This is a genomic window from Sphingobium sp. SJ10-10, from assembly GCF_036038995.2.
Lineage (GTDB): Bacteria > Pseudomonadota > Alphaproteobacteria > Sphingomonadales > Sphingomonadaceae > Sphingobium.
This window is the reverse complement of the sequence record NZ_CP158132.1, coordinates 1602965-1622261: the sequence shown is the minus strand read 5'-3', so window position 1 is coordinate 1622261 and position 19297 is coordinate 1602965. Positions and strand designations below refer to the sequence as shown.

Sequence of the window (19297 nt, the reverse complement as noted above, 5' to 3'; positions counted from 1 at the left end):
CGAAGAATAGCGGCCAGACATGGCCAAGAAACCGCGCCCCGCCAAGCCGCGCGTCATCGTCACGCGCCGCCTGCCTCCCAATGTCGAGGCGCGCATGGCCGATCTGTTCGACACAGTCTTCAATATCGGTGACGTGCCGATGGATCGCGCCGCGCTGACCCGCGCCATGGCACAGTGCGACGTGTTGGTGCCGGCCGTCAGCGATCAACTGGACGCCGCGCTGATCGAGGCCGCGCCGGAGCGGCTGCAACTGATCGCCAGCTTCGGCAGCGGCGTCGACCATATCGACCTCAACGCAGCGCGGAAAAAGGGGATCATCGTCACCAACACGCCCGGCGTGCTGACCGAAGATACCGCCGACATGACGATGGCGCTGATCCTGACCGTGCCGCGCCGCCTGGCTGAAGGGGAAAAGCTGGTGCGTTCCGGCGCCTGGGCTGGCTGGAGCCCGTCGGGGATGCTGGGCCATCGCATCGGCGGCAAGCGGCTGGGCATCATCGGCATGGGCCGCATCGGCCGCGCCGTCGCCCGCCGGGCCGCCGCCTTCGGCCTTTCCATCGCCTATCACAATCGCCACCGCCTGCCCTTCGAAGTGGAGCAGGAATTGCAGGCGCATTGGTATCCTGATGTGGATTCACTGCTGCGCGACTGCGACATCGTCTCCATCCACTGTCCGCTCAATGCCGATAGCCGGTGCATGATCGATGCGCGGCGGATCGCGCTGATGCGGCCTGACGCCTATCTGATCAACACGTCGCGCGCCGAGATCACGGATGAACCGGCGCTGATCACCGCGCTTGCCGAAGGACGGATCGCCGGGGCGGGGCTGGACGTCTACACCCATGAGCCGGCGGTCGATCCGCGGCTGCTGGACCTCTCCAATGTCGTGCTGTTGCCGCATATGGGGTCTGCGACGTTCGAGGGACGCGACGCCACCGGCGCGCGGGTGATCGCCAATATCCGAAGCTGGGTCGACGGTCACCGGCCACCCAATCAGGTGCTGGAAGGCTGGGTCTGAACCGGTCGCCGGTGGGATGGTGGAAAGGGTGGAGAGCGGACGGTCTGCTTCGCGCTGCTTTCCTTGAAGCGCATCGTGCTCCTGCGAAGGCAGGAGCCCAGTTCCTACGGTGCGATGATCCACAAGCGGCGGAACTGGGTTCCTGCCTTCGCAGGAACACGGATGCGATCAATGTCTTGGAATGGCCGTTACCGGAAGTGTTTCCAATCTCCAGGCCGCTTACTGCCGCAGCCTCTCAATCGCCTGAGCGAGCGCGACATAGAGCTTGCCCATATCCGACGACAGGATCGCAACGCCCAGCGCATTGCCGTCGCGGGCCGACAGGATGATCCGCAGCATCGATTCGAAATCGTGGATATAGCGGTTCACATGCTCCTGGAACTCAGCATCATTGTCGTAGTGCAGGGCGATTTCGCGGGATTCGCCCGCGTCCAGCAGCTTGACCGCGCGCCGGGTGAAGACGCCGCGATCGCCCTTCAGATAGGCTGACCAGGCCGAATCCGTCACATCGTTGGACAGAATCTTGGACACGTCGATCGCCGTGCTGTTCAACGATTCGATGATCAGAGCGGAGCGGCGCGCGAAATGGTCGCGGTCGCGATCTTCGGTGGCGCGTTCGGCTTCTTCGATCCGCGCTTCGACGCTGGCGCTGGTGTCAGCGATGGTCAGAAGCTGGCGGGTCAGGCGATCGGAGGCCTGATGAGCGGCCTTCACGGCTTCCTCGGCCACCTTGGCGACCATCTCGATCTGCGCCGTGACCTTTTCACCTATGGCGCGCCGCATCGCTTCTTCGCTCGCGTCGGCAAGCGCCTCGGCCGCTTCGGGAATGGCTCGGCTGAGCGCCTGACGAGCGCGCTCGGCCGCCTGGTCGGCGGTGTCCTTGACGCGCAGCAGGGCGGTGACAAGCAGCGGGCCTGCGCCTTCGGTGATGCGGGTGGCGTCCTGATGCGCATTGTCGAGCGCGGTGCGCAGCTTTTCCACCAGCTCGCGATTGGCGTCGACGCCGCTCTGCGTGCTTTCCAGCCATTCGGTCAGGCGGCGGCCCTGGCCGCGCAGCAGTTCTTCCGCTTCCTGGGTGCGGCCGAGCAGCGCCTCGGAAATCGCCTCCAGCCGCTCCATTTCCGGCGCGGCGCTGTCGAGCAGGGTACGGCTGGTCTCGATTCGCCCGTTGAACCGCTGAAGCGCTGCGGGGAAGGTTTCATCGAGTTCGCGCACGCTGGAATCGAGCGCCATCATCAGCGTCTCGGCGCTGCCGATCAGCCTTTCGGCGGTCAGCCCACCGGCTGCCAGCGCCGAGTCGATGCGTTGCGTTTCGGCGGTCAGACGGCTCAACGCCTCGGTCAGCCGCTCATTGCGGGCCAGCGCGGACTGTTCCATCGCCGCGAAACGGGATTGCGCGGAATCGACCGCGTCCTCAAGGCTGCCCTGCAGGCCGGAGACGAGCGCCCGCTGACCCTCGACCAGATCGTTGATCTGGTGCAGGCGGCTTTCGATCTCGCCCACATGATCCGCAAGATTGGTGACGGTTTCATCGCCAATGGCGGCGATGCTGTTGCGCGACCGGGCGATCAGCGTCTCCAGCGCCTCGGTCTGACGGGCAATGCCGTCGTCCGTCAACCTGATGCCTTCATGGGTTTGCGCAATGGCGGCTTCGACCCGCTGGCGCAGTTCCGCCTCGACGGTCTCGGCATCGCGAGACAGGATGGTAAGCGCGGACTGGCTGGTCGCGGCGATCCCGGCCTGCGCGCCTTCGATCAGCGATTTGAGCGACAGTGCCTGGGCCGTCAGATTGGCATCGACCGCCGCCATGGTTTCCTGCGCCCGGCCATGGGTGGTTTCCAGACGATGCAGCACGTCGATTTCGACGCGGTTCAATTCCTGCGTCAGAAGGGCGATGACGGACTGAGTCGTCTCCGCGATGTCCGCCTTCGTTCGATCTGTCAGCCCGCTCAGGACGACAGACTTCTGCTCAATGTCGAGCCAGCTTTCCTCCATCGCCTTGCGGGCGCTTTGCGTCGTCGCTTCGATCCGGCCCGAAGCCAAGTCCGCCATGCCCGTGACCTCCTGCGTGGCGGAACGGGTGGCTTCCTGTAGCTGGGTGAGCTGGCTCGACAGGCTCTTGGTCGCGGAAAGCGTGCGCGTGCGGGCGTCGTCCGACAGTTCGCCCAGCGCATGCAGCCGCGCCTCCAACGCGTCGATGCGTTCCGACAGCGCATGGCCATTGTCGATGATCTGCGCCGACATGCGGGTGGCGCGATCCTCCAGTTCGGGGATCGATGCGATCAGCGTTTCCATCCGTTGGACCAGGGCCAGCCCGGCGCGTTCGGCGGCTTCGGCGCGTTCGGCGGTGCTGTTGGCGCGGCTCGCGATCAGTTCGGCCGACGCTTCCATATTGCTGCTGGCCGCCGCGCCATAGCTGTCGAGCAGTTCCGCCTGATCCTGCATGGTCTGGCGCGCCGTCTCCAACTGACCGGCGATTCGGCCGAGGCGTAGTTCGAGCAGTTCCGCCTCGGTCCTGAGCGCCTGGGCGGTGTCGAGATAGCGGCGGGATTCGCTGCGGCTGTTCCGCAGCAGCAGCAGATAGCAGACGCCGAGCAGGATGAGCGGCACCAGGATCGTCGCGACCAGGCCCGGCCAGGCCGCCGGCCCCGCCCGCCATTGCCCGGACGAAAGCGTGGCCCAGCCGGCAAAGCTAATCCAGGCGATGCCTGCGGCCAGCATCGCCCATTGGGTGCCGCGCACGCCGCGCTCGCCATTTTCGATGGGGATGCCTTCGTCCTCCAGATCCAAAACGGCCTGTTTCAATAGCAAGCTGTCGTCTGCCCGCGCCGTGTCATCGGCCGCTGCGTCCTTGTCCCGCCAGAATTCGACGATTGTGCTGCCCCCATTCATGGTTGCTATCCTAGCAGCTTTTACGCGCACGAAAATGCCCTGTTACCAAAACTTAACGCAAGCCAGATAGCGTTGACCCCATGTCCTATGACCCAGGCGCCCTGAATGCGGCTTTGGCCGCTGCTGTCGGTGACGACAGGCCGTTGATTGAGGATCTGCGCGTCGCCTTCATGGAAAGCGCGCAGCGGCATCTCGATTTGCTCGGGCGCGCCCGTTGCGACGCCAATTGGCAGCTTGCCGCATGGCGGCTGAAAGGGCTGGCGGCCAGTTTCGGCCTTACCAGCCTGATGACCATGGCCGATGAAGCGGTCGACGCCGCGCCTGGCGATCCGCGCATCCTGCGGCGCTTGCGGGCCTTGATTGACGATCTTGCGCGGGGTTGATGCGTGACGCTGCTTGCGTGAACGCGTCCGCCTTGTAACAAGGTGGCAGAACAACGATCGGGTCGGTTTCATCACGCATGACTTTTGCGGCTATTCTCAGCGCGAGCCGGGCCGGTGGCGATTCGGCCGGGTCGTTGCGCGGCAGTCTGCATTTCGCCGGGCAGACGCTGGTGGAATATCAGGCGCGGCAGGCCGTGCGCGCGGGCGCCGACCGGGTGATGATCCTGGTCAGCGTCATCACCCCGGCTCTGTCGCAGGCGGTCGACCGGCTGTCGGCAGACGGCATTGCCGTCGCGCTGGTCCGGGACATGGTGTCAATGGTGCGCGATGCGCCGCGTGATGCCGATACGCTGCTGGTCGCGGATGGAGCGATCATCGGACAGGGCTATTTCGAGGCGATGGCGGGCGATGAGGGCAATGCCCTGCTGGTGACGGACGACAGCCGCGCCAGTGCGCCGTTCGAACGGATCGATGCCGGTCAGCGCTGGGCGGGACTGGCGCGGGTCAGCCCGGACCTGTTGTTCAACACGCTCGACATGATCGGTGACTGGGATCTGGCGCTGACCCTGGTGCGGGCCGCGGTGCAGGCCGGGGCGCGGCGGGTCACCGTGCCGCAGGACGATCTGCTGGAAGGCCGGGTGGCGCTGGTCGAGGCGCAGGACCAGGCCGATCTGGCGGCCCAGGCGGTGCTTTCCCACGGGCCGCGGCAACGACGGATAAGGGGCGCGGCGGAACATTATCTGCTGGGTCCGGCCGCGCGGTTGATCAGCCCGGCATTGATGCGCATGCAGGTTCCCGCCCTGCAGGTGCGGATCGCGGCCATGGCGCTGGGTGCGATCGCGCTGGTGCCGATCGAGCTGCTTTGGACCGGGGCGGGCTTTTGCCTGTTGCTGCTGTCGCTATTGATGGCGGAAACTGCGGACCGGCTGGACGAAATGGCGTTGCGGCCACTGCCCATGGGCTGGACGGCCTTTGTCGCGCCCGCTTTCGCGGTGTGCGGGATAGCGCTGGCGGCGCAAGGCGCCACGCCGCTTTATCTGGCGCTGCTGCTGGCGATCATCCAGTTGGCCGACCGCGGGCAAAAGGTAGGTGCGGCGCGGCCGTGGACGATTTTCACCCCTGCCAGTGCGCTGCTGCCTTTGCTGGCGGGAGCGTTCGCGGGCGTGCTGCCGCTAATGTTCGACGTTGCGATGCTATGCGCCATCGCCTCTGCCGGAGCGATGATCCTGCTGCGGCGGGTTTGAGCGATTTTGCTCGTTACGGTTTAGTGCATTTTAACGACGTGCCATTATGCTGGCCGATATGAGCGCCTTTTCGTCCCTGATCGGACCGACCCAGGCGGACTGCTGGCCAATGGCGCAAGTCATGGCGGGCATGTCCGCCGTTCCTGTTGGTCATGCCATTGATCTGGCGTTTTTCTTTCCCGATGAGGGGCGGGAGAGGCATGATGCGCTGGTGGCGGAAACCCGGCGGCATCTGGGCGGATGCCTGACCGCGATCGAGATCGGATTGCGCTTGGCGCTGGAGGAAACGCCCGAAATCGCGGCAGCCCTGGCGCAATGGCCGCAGCCTGTCTGCTGGCCGACCCTGCGCGCGCAGCCGACCCTGCTGGGACCGGCGCTACTCGCCCATATGCAGATGCGGGGCGGGATCAGCCTGATGCTGCGCCAATTTGGCGTGTCCGATGGCGGTTCCGGGGGCGAATCGGAGGCGGATTCGCTGTTTCCCGCCGACGATCCGGCCTTGGGGAATGCGCTGGCGGCGCTGATGCTGGCCGAGGGGCGCTGGCTGATGACGGCGGCGGAGGATCAGCCGATGCAGCCCGATCTGCCTGCGGTCTTTTTCGCGGAATTGCTGTGGACGGCAGCGGCTTGCCTGGCGGCGATCGTCCAGCGGAGCGGCCTGATGGAGCCCGAGGCGGTATTGCCCTTGGTCGAAGCGGCGGCGCAGCGGCTGCTCGTACGGCATGATGAGGCTTTGGGACCGATTGCGGCGGCCGACAGGCTGGTCCGTCAACTGGGCGATGGGGCAGACGCGCCGGAATTGATGGGCGCGGCGCTGGGGCAGAGGCAATTTCTGCTGTTTGCGGCGCTGGCCGGACGGCGGTTGCGGATGGAGAGCGCGCAGGTCGCTGACATATTGGTCATGGGGCCAGTGGGACAGGTCGCCGCGCTCTGCCGCGCCCTCGGGGGATCGGATGCGGATTACCGGCATTTGCTGCTGGCGTTGCGGCCGGTGCGGCCGTCCCTGTCCGACGCGGCGATCGTCGGGGAAGCGGTGCGCTATCAGGATCTGACCGTGGCGCAGGCCGATGCGGCGGTGAACGCCCTGCGCGCGCCCGCCGCGCTGCGTGCCAAGCTGGATCATCTGCTGCGGATCAGCGGTTGATGAACATGCCGGCGCATCCTGCCATCATCCGGGCGACAGTCGCTGCGGACGGCCGGCTGCTCAGTGCGGATGCGCCCTTGCTCGCCTTGCAGCAGGAGGCGGGGGGGGGGTTGGGAACTATGCTGGCCATCCCGCAACTGGCGGCGATGGTTCGGCTGGCTGGACATCTGGGAATCGCGCTGTCGCGGCCTGTCGTCGCTGCGGCGGAACGCGGCGATATAGACATGTGGGTGCGCGCCAGGCCGGAAGCGGAACTGGTTCAGCTTGCCGTCATCGACTGGCATGAGCGGCAGCCGGCCGTCGCGCCAATCGATCTGATGCGGCGGGATACGGACATCGCCGCCCTGTCGGACGGCTGGACATGGCAGATCGACACGCAATTGCGTTTCCAGATGGTGCTGGAGGGCTTTGGCGAGGAGGGCGCGCTGCCTTCGGCGCCGCCCGTGCCGGGCAGCCGCTTCACCAGCTATTTCGAATTGCGTCCGGATGCGGACGGCGATCTGCCGATCCTGCGCGGCTTTGCCCAGCGGCGCGCCTTTCGCGATCAGGTTGCGGCGCTGACCGGCGACGCGGCGCAGCGCTTCATGCTGTCGGGCTTTCCGATGTTCGATCTGGCGGGGCAATTGGTGGGCTATCGCGGGAAGGCGCTGCCGCTGGACCGCGCGGTGACGGCGCCGCTCGCCGCGCCGGAGCCGGTGGTGTTTTATCCCGCCGAGTTCGGCAAAAGGCTGGACCGCTCGTTGCGCCAGCCTTTGGGCCGGATCATAGCCAATGCGGATTCGATCGGTGCGCAATTGGAAGGGCCGTTGCGGCCGGATTATGTCGGCTATGCCCATGACATATCGGCGGCGGGGCGGCATTTGATGGCGCTGATCGACGATCTGGCCGATCTGCAAGCGATCGACCGGCCCGATTTCAGCGTGATAGCCGAAGAGATCGATCTGGCCGATATCGGGAGACGGGCCGCCGGGCTGTTCCTGGTCAAGGCGCTGGATCGGGGGATTTGCGTGGTGGCGCCCGCGCCGGAGGTGAAGCAGCCTGCGGTCGGGGAATTCCGCCGTGCCTTACAGATATTGATGAACCTTGTCGGCAATGCGGTCCGCTATGCGCCCGAAGGATCGACCGTGCGGATCGAGACCGGCCGGGAAGCCGGGCAAGCCTGGATTGCGGTGCTGGACCGGGGGGATGGCATTCCCGCGGACAGCCGTGAGCGCATCTTCGACAAATTCGAACGACTGGGCCGCAGCGATGCGGGCGGCAGCGGGTTGGGGCTTTATATTTCGCGGCGTCTGGCGCGAGCGATGGATGGAGATATCCGCATCGACGACGCGCCGGAAGGGGGGGCGCGCTTTACGCTTTTGCTTCCTGTTTTTGCGGGGTAGCCAAGGGGAAGGGCCGGTAGCGGACGTTCTGTTCCGCGCTGTTTTCCTTGAAGTACGCCGTGCTCCTGCCTTCGCAGGAACACGGATGCGCTCAATGGCAGCTAATGGCCATTTTTGTAAAACATCACATGTTCCGGCTCAAAAAAAACGGCGCCCATCGGGCGCCGTTTCCCTTTTCTCATTGTCAGCGCCGCTTAGCGCTTTTCGACCGGGACATAGTCGCGCTGCGCGGGTCCGGTGTAGAGCTGACGCGGACGGCCGATCTTCTGCGCGGGGTCCGAAATCATTTCGTTCCACTGCGCGACCCAGCCCACGGTGCGGGCGAGCGCGAACAGCACGGTGAACATCTCGGTCGGGAAGCCGATGGCCGAGAGGATCACGCCCGAATAGAAGTCGACATTCGGATAGAGCTTCTTTTCGACGAAATAAGGATCGTGAAGCGCGATCTGCTCCAGTTCCTTCGCCACGTCGAAGATCGGGTCGTTCACGCCCAGCTTGGCCAGCACATCCTTCGCGGTCTTCTGCATCACGGTCGCGCGCGGATCGTAATTTTTGTAGACGCGGTGGCCAAAGCCCATCAGGCGGAACGGATCGTCCTTGTTCTTGGCGCGGGCGATATATTCCGGAATGCGGTCCACGGTACCGATTTCGCGCAGCATGTTGAGCGCCGCTTCGTTCGCGCCGCCATGCGCCGGACCCCAGAGGCAGGCGATGCCCGCCGCGATGCAGGCGAAGGGATTGGCGCCCGACGAACCGGCCAGACGGACGGTCGAGGTCGACGCATTCTGTTCATGGTCGGCATGGAGCGTGAAGATCTTGTCCATCGCATCGACGATGACCGGATCGGGCTCATATTCTTCCGCCGGGACGGAGAAGGTCATGCGCAGGAAATTGGCGGTGTAGCTCAAATCGTTGCGCGGATAGACGAAGGGCTGACCCACCGAATATTTATACGCCATGGCCGCGATCGTGGGCATCTTGGCGATCAGGCGGTGGCTGGCGATCTTGCGCTGTTCCGGATCGTTGATGTCGGTCGAATCATGGTAGAAGGCCGACAGCGCGCCAACCACGCCGCACATGATCGCCATCGGGTGCGCGTCGCGGCGGAAACCGCGGTAGAAGGTGGTGAGCTGTTCATGCACCATGGTGTGGCGCGTGATGGTGCGGGTGAAATCCTCCAGCTCCTTCTTGGACGGCAGTTCGCCGTTGAGGAGTAGGTAGCTGACTTCCATGAAGGTCGACTGCTCGGCAAGCTGGTCGATCGGATAGCCGCGGTGCAGCAGCACGCCGGCGTCGCCATCGATATAGGTCAGGCCCGAATCGCAGCTCGCGGTCGAGGTGAAGCCCGGATCATAGGTAAACATGCCGGTGTTGGCGTAAAGCTTGCGAACATCGATGACCTGCGGGCCGACCGTGCCATTCAGAATGGCATAGTCTTTCGCGTCGCCTCCGACGGTCAAAGTGGCATTGTTATCCGACATGCTGTTCTCCTGATACTTCAATTGGCCGATGCGTGCCTCACAGCGGCCAATCGTTCCAAGCTCTCCGCCTTCCCTAAAAGGAAAAGGACGTCGAAAATTCCCGGCGAAACCGTGCGACCGGTCAGCGCCGCGCGCAAAGGCTGCGCGACCTTTCCAAGCCCGAGGCTGGCATCCTCTGCCACGCGGCGTATTGCTTCCTCGATCGCTTCGACCGTCCAGGACTGGATGGGTGCAAGAGCGTCGGCTGTCTGTCCCAGCAGCGCGCGCGCCGAGTCGTCTAGCAGAGCAAGAGCCTTCTCGTCAAAATCGAGCGGGCAATTTTTGAACAAGAATTCGGCCCCCTCCGCAATTTCGTTAAGCGTCTTGGCGCGGGGTTTCAGCGACGCCATGGCGTCGGTCAACAGCTTTTCGGCGCCTTCGGGCAGGGCTGCGCCCAGCCTTTGCGCGACTCGCGGCGCGACCAGCGCAGCCAGGCGCGCATCATCGGCTTCGCGCAGATAATGGCCGTTCAGATTTTCCAGCTTCTTGATGTCGAAGCGCGAAGGTGAGCGGCCGACGCCCGTGATATCAAAAAGTTCGACGGCGCGGTCGAGGGAGATGATCTCTTCATCGCCATGGCCCCAGCCGAGTCGCAGCAGATAGTTGAGCACCGCTTCGGGCAGCATGCCCATTTCGTCGCGATAAGCGTCAACGCCCAGCGCGCCGTGGCGCTTGGAGAGTTTCGCGCCATCCGATCCGTGGATCAGCGGGATATGGGCATAAACCGGCTCTTCCCAACCCATGGCTTTGATGATGCCAAGCTGGCGGAACGCATTGTTGAGATGGTCGTCGCCGCGAATGACATGAGTGACGCCCATGTCATGATCGTCGACCACCACGGCCAGCATATAAGTAGGCGTGCCGTCGGAGCGCAGCAGGATCATATCGTCCAGCTCCGCATTTTGGACGACGACGCGGCCCTGCACGGCGTCCTCGATCACCGTTTCGCCTTCGCGCGGCGCTTTCAGGCGGATGACGAAGGGTGCGCCTTCAGGCGCCTCCTCGATCGAGCGGTCGCGCCAGCGCCCGTCATAGCGCATCGGCTGCTTCGCGGCGCGCTGCTGCTCGCGCAGTTCCGCCAGTTCCTCGGGCGTCGCATAGCAGCGATAGGCATGACCGGCGGCGAGCAACTGGTTCGCCACTTCGGCATGGCGGGGGGTGCGCTCGAACTGGAAGACCGCGGGCTCGTCGCCGCCCAGACCCAGCCATTCCAGGCCGTCGAAAATTGCGGTCACGGCTTCCTCGGTGGAACGCGCCCGGTCGGTATCCTCGATCCGCAGCAGGAACTTGCCGCCATGATGACGCGCGAACAGCCAGTTGAAGAGCGCGGTGCGCGCGCCGCCGATATGAAGAAAACCGGTAGGCGAGGGCGCAAAACGGGTTACTACCTGCTTGTTCGAACCCGTAGCAATCACCGCTTCATTCCCTGACATTCGCCCTGATATCCACCCGGCCTATCCATGATCGCGACGCCCCCTAGCATGGCTTTCGAGCCACGACAAACCTCCGTTGTCACTTCCGTCCGGGCAAGGGCGGAACGGCTTTGGCGCGGCCTGGAACTTTGGCTGGAGGAAGAGCGCGAGCGGCTGCCGCTTTGGGTTCCGGTTGCCTTGGCTGTGGGTATTGCGGCCTGGTTTGCCTTGCCTAATAGATTGGAATGGCTTGCCTTTTGCTGCGCCATGTTGGCGGGGGCGTGCGGCGCGCTTGTTTTGCCGATCGGCGGACGGGTGCGTCAGGCGATCCTGGCGGGCAGCCTTTTGGCCTGTGCAGGATGCCTGCTGGTCTGGGCAAAGGCGATGATGTGGGGCGCGCAGCCCTTGCCTCGGGCGGCTTTTGTCGAGCTGACGGGGGAGGTCAGATCGGTCGACCGGCGCCCTGCGCAGAAGATGAGTCGCGTGCTGGTTCGTCCGATCGGCATGCCCGCGCTGCCGTCTCTGATACGCGTCAATCTTGACGATGCGCTGATGCCGGCGGGCATCGGGGAGGGGGCGGTCCTGCGTTTCCGGACGAGGCTGATGCCGCCTGCGCCACCCAGCCTGCCGGGCGGTTATGATTTCGCGCGCCGGGCCTATTTTGACGGGATCGGTGCGACCGGGCGCGTGCTGCGGCCGATCACTGTCCTGCGGCCCGCGACGGCGGGGCCGCCGCTCAGGGCACGGCTGTTCGCGCATATTCTGGAACGGGTTCCGGGAAAGGGCGCAGGCATTGCCGCCGCTCTGGCTACGGGGGATCAAGGCGCGATTTCCGAAGTCGATGCCGTCGCGATGCGGCGGAGCGGGCTTGCTCACCTTCTGTCCATCAGCGGCCTGCATGTCACGGCCTTGATCGCGGCGGTGATTTTCCTGCTGATGCGGGGGATGGCGCTGAGCCGTCGGGCGGCGCTCGACTGGCCCTTGATGCTGGTCGCGGCGGGCGGCGGGGCTTTGGCGGGTATCGGCTATACGCTTCTGACGGGTGCGGAAGTGCCGACCGTGCGGTCCTGCGTTGCGGCCTTGCTGGTCCTGGGCGGGCTGGCGATGGGGCGGGACGCGATCACGCTCAGGCTGGTGGCCGCGGGCGCGTTGGTGGTGCTGATCCTCTGGCCCGAAGCGCTGGTGGGGCCGAGTTTCCAGATGAGTTTCGCCGCGGTGGTCGCCCTGGTGTCGCTGGGCGAGCATCCGCGATTCCGTGCTTTCCTGGCGGCGCGGGACGAGGAAATCTGGCGCCGGATCGCCCGCAATCTTTTGGGCATGCTGGCGACGGGTCTGGTCGTTGAACTGGTGCTGGCGCCGATCGCGCTTTTCCATTTCCACAAGGCGGGCATGCTGGGTTCGATCGCCAATCTGGTGGCCATACCGCTCACCACTCTGGTCGTCATGCCGTTGGAGGCGATGGCCTTGCTGTTCGATATGGGCGGATGGGGCGCCCCCTTCTGGTGGCTCACCGCCCGCGCGCTGGACCTGTTGCTGCTGGTTGCGCATGGGGTGGCGTCCAGCCCCGGGGCGGTGGTTCTGGCGCCCGCGCAATCGGGGGTGGTGTTCGGCTTCATCCTGTCAGGCATGTTGTGGTGCCTGTTATGGCGAAGCCGGTGGCGCTGGGCGGGTTTGATGCCAGTGACGGCTGGCGTGGTGATGATCGTGACCAGCTCGCCACCCGCCATCTTGATAACGGGAGACGGCCGCCATGTCGCGGTCCGGACTGCGAATGGCGGCATGGCGACGCTGCGCGGGCGGGCGGGCAGCTATGTGCGGGAGGTCATGGCGGAGAGCGCGGGCTATGACGGCACGCTGGAGGCAATGGCGGCGTTGCCGCAAGCCCGCTGTTCTCCCGATCTTTGCGCCGTTCGCGTGACGGGCGGAGGCCGGAACTGGAACTTGCTGCTGACGCGAAGCAGCATGAAGATCGACAATGCCATATTGGCGCGGGATTGTGCGCGCGCCGATATTGTCGTCAGCGATCGGCGCCTGCCGGGGGTCTGCCGACCGCGCTGGTTGAAGGTGGATCGACGATCCCTGGCCGCAACGGGCGGCCTTGCCATCGATCTCGACCATGACTCCATCCGCAGCGTGAAGACCGGGAATGACGAGCATCCCTGGGTCGCGCGGCCTTTGGGTCGACCGCGCGGATTGCCGGGACGTCAGTTATAGCGCCGCAATAACCCCGCCAGCTTTCCCTGTATCCGGACCTGCTGCGGATTGTAGATTTGCGGTTCATAGGCACTGTTGGCGGGATCGAGCCGAACCTTCTGTCCTTCGCGGTGGAAATATTTGAGGGTGGCCTCATTCTCGTCGATCAGCGCGACCACGATCTGTCCTTCGCGCGCCACCTCGGTGCGCTGGATGAGCGCGAAGTCGCCGTCGAGTATTCCCGCCTCGACCATGGAATCGCCCGCCACTTCCAACGCATAATGATCTCCGGTCCCGAGCAGCGCCGCGGGGACGGAGAGCATATTCTGCCCCTCCAAAGCTTCGATCGGCACGCCCGCCGCGATGCGGCCGTGCAGCGGAATCTCAAGGATGTCATTGGCAGCAGGCGGCGTGATCAACGCCGGGCCGGTCGCCAAGGGTGTTTTGAGCGGAGCAATGAGCTTGGGCGCGCGATGCATGGCGTCGGGAAGCTTGAGCACCTCCAGCGCACGCGCGCGATTGGGCAGGCGGCGAATGAAGCCGCGCTCCTCCAACGCGTTGATCAGGCGGTGAATGCCGGATTTGGACCGCAGGTCCAGCGCTTCCTTCATCTCCTCGAAAGAGGGGGAGACGCCTCCCTCCTCCAGCCGGGTCTGAATGAAGCTCAGCAATTCCTGTTGCTTGGGTGTCAACATCTCGCCTTGCCCTCCTTGGAACGTATGGGGAACGCATAGGAAACGGAAAGGGGTAAGTCAAGCGCCTAACGGTTTGCCGCATTTGCGGGAACGTGGCGGCGGGCGGGCCGTTTAAACGGCTGCCTTTCCCGAAGAAGGCGAATAGGAGAGTAAGATGGCCAACCAGAACAAGCAGGGCGGTGATCAACGCCGCGATCAGCAGGGCGGCGACCGGTCCAGCCAGGGCGGACGCCAGCAGCAGCAGGAGAACCGCCAGGGCCAGATGGGCGACGAACGCCGCCAGGACAAGGCGCCGGGCAAGCAGCAGCGCTGAACAGCCTGGCTGCCATTCAGTATATGATCTGAATGCCGCAACTAGTCATCAGGACTGCACTGGAAGGGGTCGCTCGTCGGCCCCTTTCCTTATGCGAAGAGGATGAGCTTAGGCGAGGGGGAGGACCGTGACGGCCTCGCCCGCCAAGGCTGCGGGTGAGCCGGCGGGGCGCAGGATGAGGCAGTCGGCCATCGCCAGGGCGGCCGTGGCGGCGCTGTCCTGCGAGGTCACGGAAACGATGCCCGCTTCGGTGCGGAACGCGCGCAGATAATCGTCGCGTTCTCCGGTGGCGGGAAGGGGCGCGGCAAGCGTTGCCAGCGCGGTGCGGGGCAGGGGCGATGCGGAGCCCATCAGATGGCGGACCAGGGGGAGCAGGAACAACGTCGCAGTAACGAAGGCCGATACGGGATTGCCGGGCAGGCCGAGGAAGATGGCGGAGCCCAGCGTGCCGGCCATGAGCGGCTTGCCCGGCCGCATGCGGATCTTCCAGAAATCGAGCGAGCCACCAGCGCGGGTGAAGGCGGGGCGGACGATGTCATGATCCCCCACCGACGCGCCGCCGGTCGAAACGATGATGTCGGCGTCCCCTGCGCGGGTGAAGGCCTGGGTCACGCTGTCGAGATCGTCGGGCACGATCCCCAGATCGATGATATCGCAAGGCAAGCCGCCGAGCAGCGCGGCCAGCATGGGAGCGTTGGAGGAAGGGAGTTGGCCTGGCAGCGCGGGCGCGCCGGGCGGAACCAGTTCATTGCCGGTGGAGAGCAGGGCGACGCGCGCACGCCGGGCGGCGGGCAAGCTTCCATGGCCGCCCAGCACGGCAAGGGCGATCTGTGCAGGGCCGAGAACGGTGCCCGTCTTCAGCAGAAGGCCGCCTTTGCCGAAATCGGAGGCAGCGCGGCGAACATTGCGGCCATGGGCCAGAGCGTCGCCCAATCCTCGCAGGATCGTTTCGTCCCGTTCTGCATCTTCCTGGATCAGAACGCTGTCCGCGCCTTGCGGCAGGGGCGCGCCGGTGAAGATGCGGCACGCTTCGCCGGGACCGAGCGGTGGAGGAAGCGGGCCGCCAGCCGCGCTTTCGGCCGTGACTCTCCATGGCCCCGGCCATTCGTCCGCGCGGATCGCATAGCCATCCATGGCGGAAAGATCGGCCCAGGGCTGATCGCGCAGCGCGGCGATATCTTCGGTCAGCCAGCGTCCAGAGCAGGCGGGAATGGCCGCCTGCTCGGTCGGCAGCGGCGCCGCGAGCGCCATCATGCGGCTTTGCGCCTCCGCGACCGGGAGCAGGCTCATGCCGCGCGCCCGTCCCCGGCAGTCCAGTCGCCGGACTTGCCGCCGGTTTTGGCGAGCAGGCGGACGTCGCTGATGACCATGGCTTTATCGAGCGCCTTTGCCATGTCGTAGACGGTCAGCAATGCGACCGACGCGGCGGTGAGCGCTTCCATCTCGACACCCGTCTGGCCTGAGGTTCTCGCGGTGGCGGTGACGGTGACGCCGCTGTCGTCGAGGTCGAAGGCGATACTGACGGAACTGAGCGGGATCGGATGACAGAGCGGGATCAGTTCGGCGGTGCGCTTGGCGGCCATGATGCCCGCGACACGGGCGACTGCCAGTACGTCGCCCTTTTTCACCAGGCCTTGGGCGATGGCGGCGGCGGCTTCCCCGCTCATGGTGATGCGGCCGGTGGCGATGGCCTCGCGGGCTGTGACTGCCTTGGCCGAGACATCGACCATATGGGCCGAGCCGTCCTCGTCCAGATGGGTGAGCTTGCTCATTGCCCCGTCAGCAGGTTGCGGGTCGCGGCTTCGACATCGGCCTGCCTCATAAGGGTTTCCCCGACCAGGAAGCAGCGCACCCCATGGTCCGACATGGCGATCAGGTCGTCATGGCTGCCGATCCCGCTTTCCGCGACGAAGGTGCAACCTTCCGGAGCCTGTCCGACCAGTTCATAGGTGCGGGCGAAATCGACGGTGAAGTCGCGCAGGTCGCGATTGTTGACGCCGATCAGGCGCGAGCGGAGCTTCATCGCCCGTTCCAGCTCCTGCGCGTCATGCACTTCGATGAGAGCGTCCATGCCGAGGCCGAGGGCAGCGTCCTCGATTTCCGCCATTTGACCGTCGTCCAGCGCGGCGACGATGATGAGGATGGCGTCGGCGCCCAGCGAGCGGCTTTCCAGCACCTGCCAGGGGTCGACCATGAAATCCTTGCGAAGCACCGGCAGGGCGCAGGCGGATCGGGCGGCCATCAGATAATCGTCATGGCCCTGGAAATAAGGCTCGTCGGTCAATACCGACAGGCAGGCCGCGCCGCCCGCCGCATAGGCCTGGGCATGGGCGGGCGGGTCGAAATCGGGACGGATCAGGCCTTTGGAAGGGCTGGCCTTCTTGATCTCCGCGATCAGGCCGAAGCCGGAGCGGGCGGCATCGTCCAGCGCCTTGCGGAAACCGCGCGGGGGCGTCTGTTCGGCGGCGCGGGCGTGGAGCGTGGAGACGGTGATCGCGGCCTTGCGCCGGGCGACTTCATCCCGCTTCACATCGCAGATTTCGATCAGCTTGTTGGTCATTGATAGGCAATCCAGCAATTGAGGAGCGCGTTGGCAAGCCCGCGATCGATGGTTTCGGCGGCTTCCTCCACGCCTTCGCGGAAGTCGGACACGGCATCCGCGACGACAAGGGCCGCTGCGGCATTCAACAGCACGGCATCCCGATACGGCCCCGTTTCGCCTTGCAGCAGGGCGCGGAGCGCGGCGGCATTATAGGCGGGGTCGCCGCCCCTGATCGCTTCCACCGGATGGGTGGAGAGGCCGAGTTCGGCGGACGTCAGGCGGCGCATCGCGATCAGGCTGTTGCCTTTCACTTCCGCCAGATCATTGCCGCCTGCCAGCGACAGTTCGTCCAGCCCTTCGTCGCCGGAGACGATCATCGCATGGTCGACGCCAAGGTCCGCCAGCGCCTCCGCATAGATGGGGACATAGGCCGGGCGGGCGATGCCGACCAATTGGCGGCGGACCCCGGCCGGATTGGCGAGCGGGCCCATCAGGTTGAAGATGGTGCGTTCGCCTATCGCCTTGCGGATCGGACCGAGGCGTTTGAGCGCGGGGTGGTAGTTCTGCGCAAAGAGGAAGCAGATACCCAGATCGGCCAGCGTCGCTTCGGCTGTCGCGGCGGCACGGTCGAGGTTGAGGCCGAGTGCTTCCAGCGTGTCGGCAGCGCCCGCCTTGGAGGAGGCGGCGCGGTTGCCATGCTTGGCCACGGGGATGCCCGCGGCTGCGACCACCAGCGATACGGCGGTCGAGACGTTGAGCGTATGGTGTCCGTCGCCGCCGGTGCCGCAGACGTCGATTGCGCCCGCAGGAGCGCTGACCGGGATCATGCGGTTGCGCATGGCGCGGGCGGCGGCGGCGATTTCCGTGGCCGTCTCGCCACGGCGGGCCATGGTGACGAGGAAGCCCGCAATCTCCTCTTCAGGGAGGTCGGCGTCGAACAGCAAGTCGAAGGCCGTGGCGGCCTGTTGCGCGTCGAGGGAGCCAGTAGGATCGGGCAGGCGGGTCATCGACGCTGCCTTAATCATGGGATGGCGCCGGAGTCGAGATGGGCAAGCCTGAAATTCACTATGCGAGCGGCATTCAGGGCGACGCAAGAGACATTATCAAAGCGCGGCGACGCGTTCCTGAACCGGGATGCCCGCGATCCGCATGAAGTTCGCCAGCATGTCATGGCCATGTTCGGTGGCGATGCTTTCCGGATGGAACTGGACCGAGTGAATCGGCAGGTCGCGGTGGCGGAAGCCCATGACCGATCCGTCTTCGCTGGTGGCGTTGACGATCAGGCTGTCGGGAATGTCCTCGACGATCAGCGAGTGATAGCGGGTCGCGGTGAAGGGCGAGGGGAGCCCTTCGAACAGGCCGGTGCCGTCATGGCTGACGGGAGAGGTCTTGCCGTGCATCAGGCCGCCGCGCACCACCTTGCCGCCGAAATGCTGCCCGATCGACTGGTGGCCAAGGCATACGCCCAGCAGGGGTGCGCCCGCATCCGCGCAGGCGGCGACGAGATCAAGGCTGACGCCCGCCTCATTGGGGGTGCAGGGGCCGGGCGACAGCAGGAAGGCCTGTGCGCCGGTGGAGAGCGCCTGACCGGCGGAAATGGCGTCGTTGCGGACGACCTCCACCTGCGCGCCCAGTTCCATGAGGTAATGGACCAGATTCCAGGTGAAGCTGTCGTAATTGTCGATGACGAGGATCATGGGGAAGCTTTAGCGCGGGATTGGGAGTTGGGGAAGTGGGGGTGGGTGCGTGGGATTTGCCCGTTCGCCTATTTGGCTTGAGGCAAAAAAGAAAGGGAGCCGGCGCGCAGTCCATGCGCCGGCTCCCCCGCTTGCGTTGATGCCTGGCGACCCAAGGCTCTCAACGACTGCACCGCTTAGACGGCGCAGCAATGCATTTTCCGTTCGGCTGTCTTAGCCGTGCAGCTTCAGCGCCGTTTCCGCGATGCGGCGGCCCTGATAGCGCGCGCCTTCCAATTCTTCCTCGCCCGGTTGGCGGCTGCCGTCGCTGTCCGCCAGCGTGGTCGCGCCATAGGGCGATCCGCCACGGACCTTGTCGACGCCCATCTGCCCGGCAAAGCCATAGTCGAGGCCGACGATCACCATGCCGAAATGCAGCAGGTTGGTGATGATCGAGAATAAGGTGGTTTCCTGTCCGCCATGCTGGCTGGCGGTTGAGGTGAAGGCTCCGCCGACCTTGCCGTTCAGCGCGCCGCGTACCCAGAGGCCGCCGGCCTGGTCCAGAAAAGCCGCCATCTGGCTCGACATGCGGCCGAAGCGGGTGCCGGTGCCGATGATGATCGCGTCATAATCCGCCAGATCCGCGACGGTCGCGACCGGCGCTTCCTGGTCCAGCTTGAAATGCGCGGCCTGCGCGACTTCCAGCGGCGCCGTTTCGGGGACGCGCTTGATATCGACTTGCGCGCCAGCGGCGGCGGCGCCTTCCGCCACGGCCTTCGCCATCGTCTCGATGTGGCCGTAGGAGGAGTAATAGAGAACCAGAACCTTAGCCATGAGTGTCTCCAATCGGGTTAATGCATTGATCGTAAAAAGGTTTCGAAAA

At 65.3% G+C, this 19297-nt stretch carries 17 protein-coding genes; 7 read left to right on the top strand and 10 right to left on the bottom strand.

Features of this window, described 5'->3' with window-relative positions; genetic code table 11:
- Positions 1–19 precede the first annotated feature (19 nt).
- Positions 20–1018, top strand: a complete 999-nt coding sequence (locus VVT58_RS07700) for a D-glycerate dehydrogenase (RefSeq protein ID WP_327753509.1) — start codon at positions 20–22, stop codon at positions 1016–1018.
- Positions 1019–1237: 219 nt separating this feature from the next.
- Here VVT58_RS07700 and VVT58_RS07695 read toward each other — a convergent pair whose 3' ends face one another.
- A complete protein-coding gene (locus tag VVT58_RS07695) occupies positions 1238–3910 on the bottom strand; it encodes a hypothetical protein (RefSeq protein WP_327753510.1) in 2673 nt (890 codons plus the stop codon).
- Between the two features lie 80 nt (positions 3911–3990).
- On the opposite strand from VVT58_RS07695, the gene VVT58_RS07690 reads away from it, so the two are divergent.
- The 4 genes from VVT58_RS07690 to VVT58_RS07675 all read left to right on the top strand — a co-directional run bounded on the left by VVT58_RS07690 (position 3991) and on the right by VVT58_RS07675 (position 8063).
- Positions 3991–4293, top strand: coding sequence for an Hpt domain-containing protein (locus VVT58_RS07690; protein WP_066555790.1), 303 nt, complete (start codon positions 3991–3993; stop codon positions 4291–4293).
- A gap of 77 nt (positions 4294–4370) precedes the next feature.
- Positions 4371–5537, top strand: a complete 1167-nt coding sequence (locus VVT58_RS07685) for a hypothetical protein (protein WP_327753511.1) — start codon at positions 4371–4373, stop codon at positions 5535–5537.
- A gap of 46 nt (positions 5538–5583) precedes the next feature.
- Positions 5584–6681: a hypothetical protein gene (locus VVT58_RS07680; protein WP_327753512.1), complete on the top strand. Its 1098-nt coding sequence runs from the start codon at positions 5584–5586 to the stop codon at positions 6679–6681.
- Positions 6681–8063: a HAMP domain-containing sensor histidine kinase gene (locus VVT58_RS07675; protein ID WP_327753513.1), complete on the top strand. Its 1383-nt coding sequence runs from the start codon at positions 6681–6683 to the stop codon at positions 8061–8063. Before VVT58_RS07680 ends, VVT58_RS07675 begins: the two co-directional genes overlap by 1 nt.
- Before the next feature lie 194 nt (positions 8064–8257).
- Here the strand turns inward: VVT58_RS07675 and VVT58_RS07670 are convergent, their stop codons facing one another.
- Both VVT58_RS07670 and gltX read right to left on the bottom strand, forming a co-directional pair.
- Positions 8258–9544 carry a citrate synthase gene (locus tag VVT58_RS07670; protein WP_066561525.1) on the bottom strand — a complete coding sequence of 429 codons (1287 nt, stop codon included), beginning with the start codon at positions 9542–9544 and terminating at the stop codon, positions 8258–8260.
- Between the two features lie 17 nt (positions 9545–9561).
- Positions 9562–11016, bottom strand: coding sequence for a glutamate--tRNA ligase (gene gltX / locus VVT58_RS07665; protein ID WP_327753514.1), 1455 nt, complete (start codon positions 11014–11016; stop codon positions 9562–9564).
- A 27-nt stretch (positions 11017–11043) separates the two neighbouring features.
- Between gltX and VVT58_RS07660 the strand changes: the two genes are divergently transcribed.
- Positions 11044–13209 (top strand): ComEC/Rec2 family competence protein, encoded by a 2166-nt coding sequence (locus tag VVT58_RS07660; RefSeq protein WP_405053688.1) that lies wholly within the window; start codon positions 11044–11046, stop codon positions 13207–13209.
- Here VVT58_RS07660 and lexA read toward each other — a convergent pair.
- Positions 13200–13883, bottom strand: a complete 684-nt coding sequence (lexA, locus tag VVT58_RS07655; protein ID WP_327753516.1) for a transcriptional repressor LexA — start codon at positions 13881–13883, stop codon at positions 13200–13202. The two genes, VVT58_RS07660 and lexA, sit on opposite strands and share 10 nt — an antisense overlap.
- Positions 13884–14037: 154 nt before the next feature.
- Here lexA and VVT58_RS07650 point away from each other — a divergent pair, with 154 nt between their 5' ends.
- Positions 14038–14196, top strand: a complete 159-nt coding sequence (locus VVT58_RS07650) for a hypothetical protein (protein ID WP_169576135.1) — start codon at positions 14038–14040, stop codon at positions 14194–14196.
- 108 nt (positions 14197–14304) lie between these two features.
- Here VVT58_RS07650 and VVT58_RS07645 read toward each other — a convergent pair whose 3' ends face one another.
- The 6 genes from VVT58_RS07645 to wrbA all read right to left on the bottom strand — a co-directional run bounded on the left by VVT58_RS07645 (position 14305) and on the right by wrbA (position 19248).
- Positions 14305–15486, bottom strand: coding sequence for a molybdopterin molybdotransferase MoeA (locus tag VVT58_RS07645; protein ID WP_327753517.1), 1182 nt, complete (start codon positions 15484–15486; stop codon positions 14305–14307).
- The gene (moaC, locus tag VVT58_RS07640) at positions 15483–15968 is read right to left on the bottom strand and encodes a cyclic pyranopterin monophosphate synthase MoaC (protein ID WP_327753518.1); all 486 of its coding nucleotides are present in this window, start codon (positions 15966–15968) and stop codon (positions 15483–15485) included. The genes VVT58_RS07645 and moaC overlap by 4 nt, the downstream gene beginning before the upstream one ends.
- Complete coding sequence (gene trpC, locus VVT58_RS07635) at positions 15965–16756, bottom strand: indole-3-glycerol phosphate synthase TrpC (protein WP_327753519.1); 792 nt, start codon at positions 16754–16756, stop codon at positions 15965–15967. Before trpC ends, moaC begins: the two co-directional genes overlap by 4 nt.
- Positions 16753–17745 (bottom strand): anthranilate phosphoribosyltransferase, encoded by a 993-nt coding sequence (gene trpD, locus VVT58_RS07630; RefSeq protein WP_327753720.1) that lies wholly within the window; start codon positions 17743–17745, stop codon positions 16753–16755. Before trpD ends, trpC begins: the two co-directional genes overlap by 4 nt.
- 96 nt (positions 17746–17841) lie before the next feature.
- Positions 17842–18435 carry an aminodeoxychorismate/anthranilate synthase component II gene (locus tag VVT58_RS07625; protein ID WP_327753520.1) on the bottom strand — a complete coding sequence of 198 codons (594 nt, stop codon included), beginning with the start codon at positions 18433–18435 and terminating at the stop codon, positions 17842–17844.
- Positions 18436–18648: 213 nt separating this feature from the next.
- Complete coding sequence (gene wrbA / locus VVT58_RS07620) at positions 18649–19248, bottom strand: NAD(P)H:quinone oxidoreductase (protein ID WP_066555818.1); 600 nt, start codon at positions 19246–19248, stop codon at positions 18649–18651.
- Positions 19249–19297: the final 49 nt, after the last annotated feature.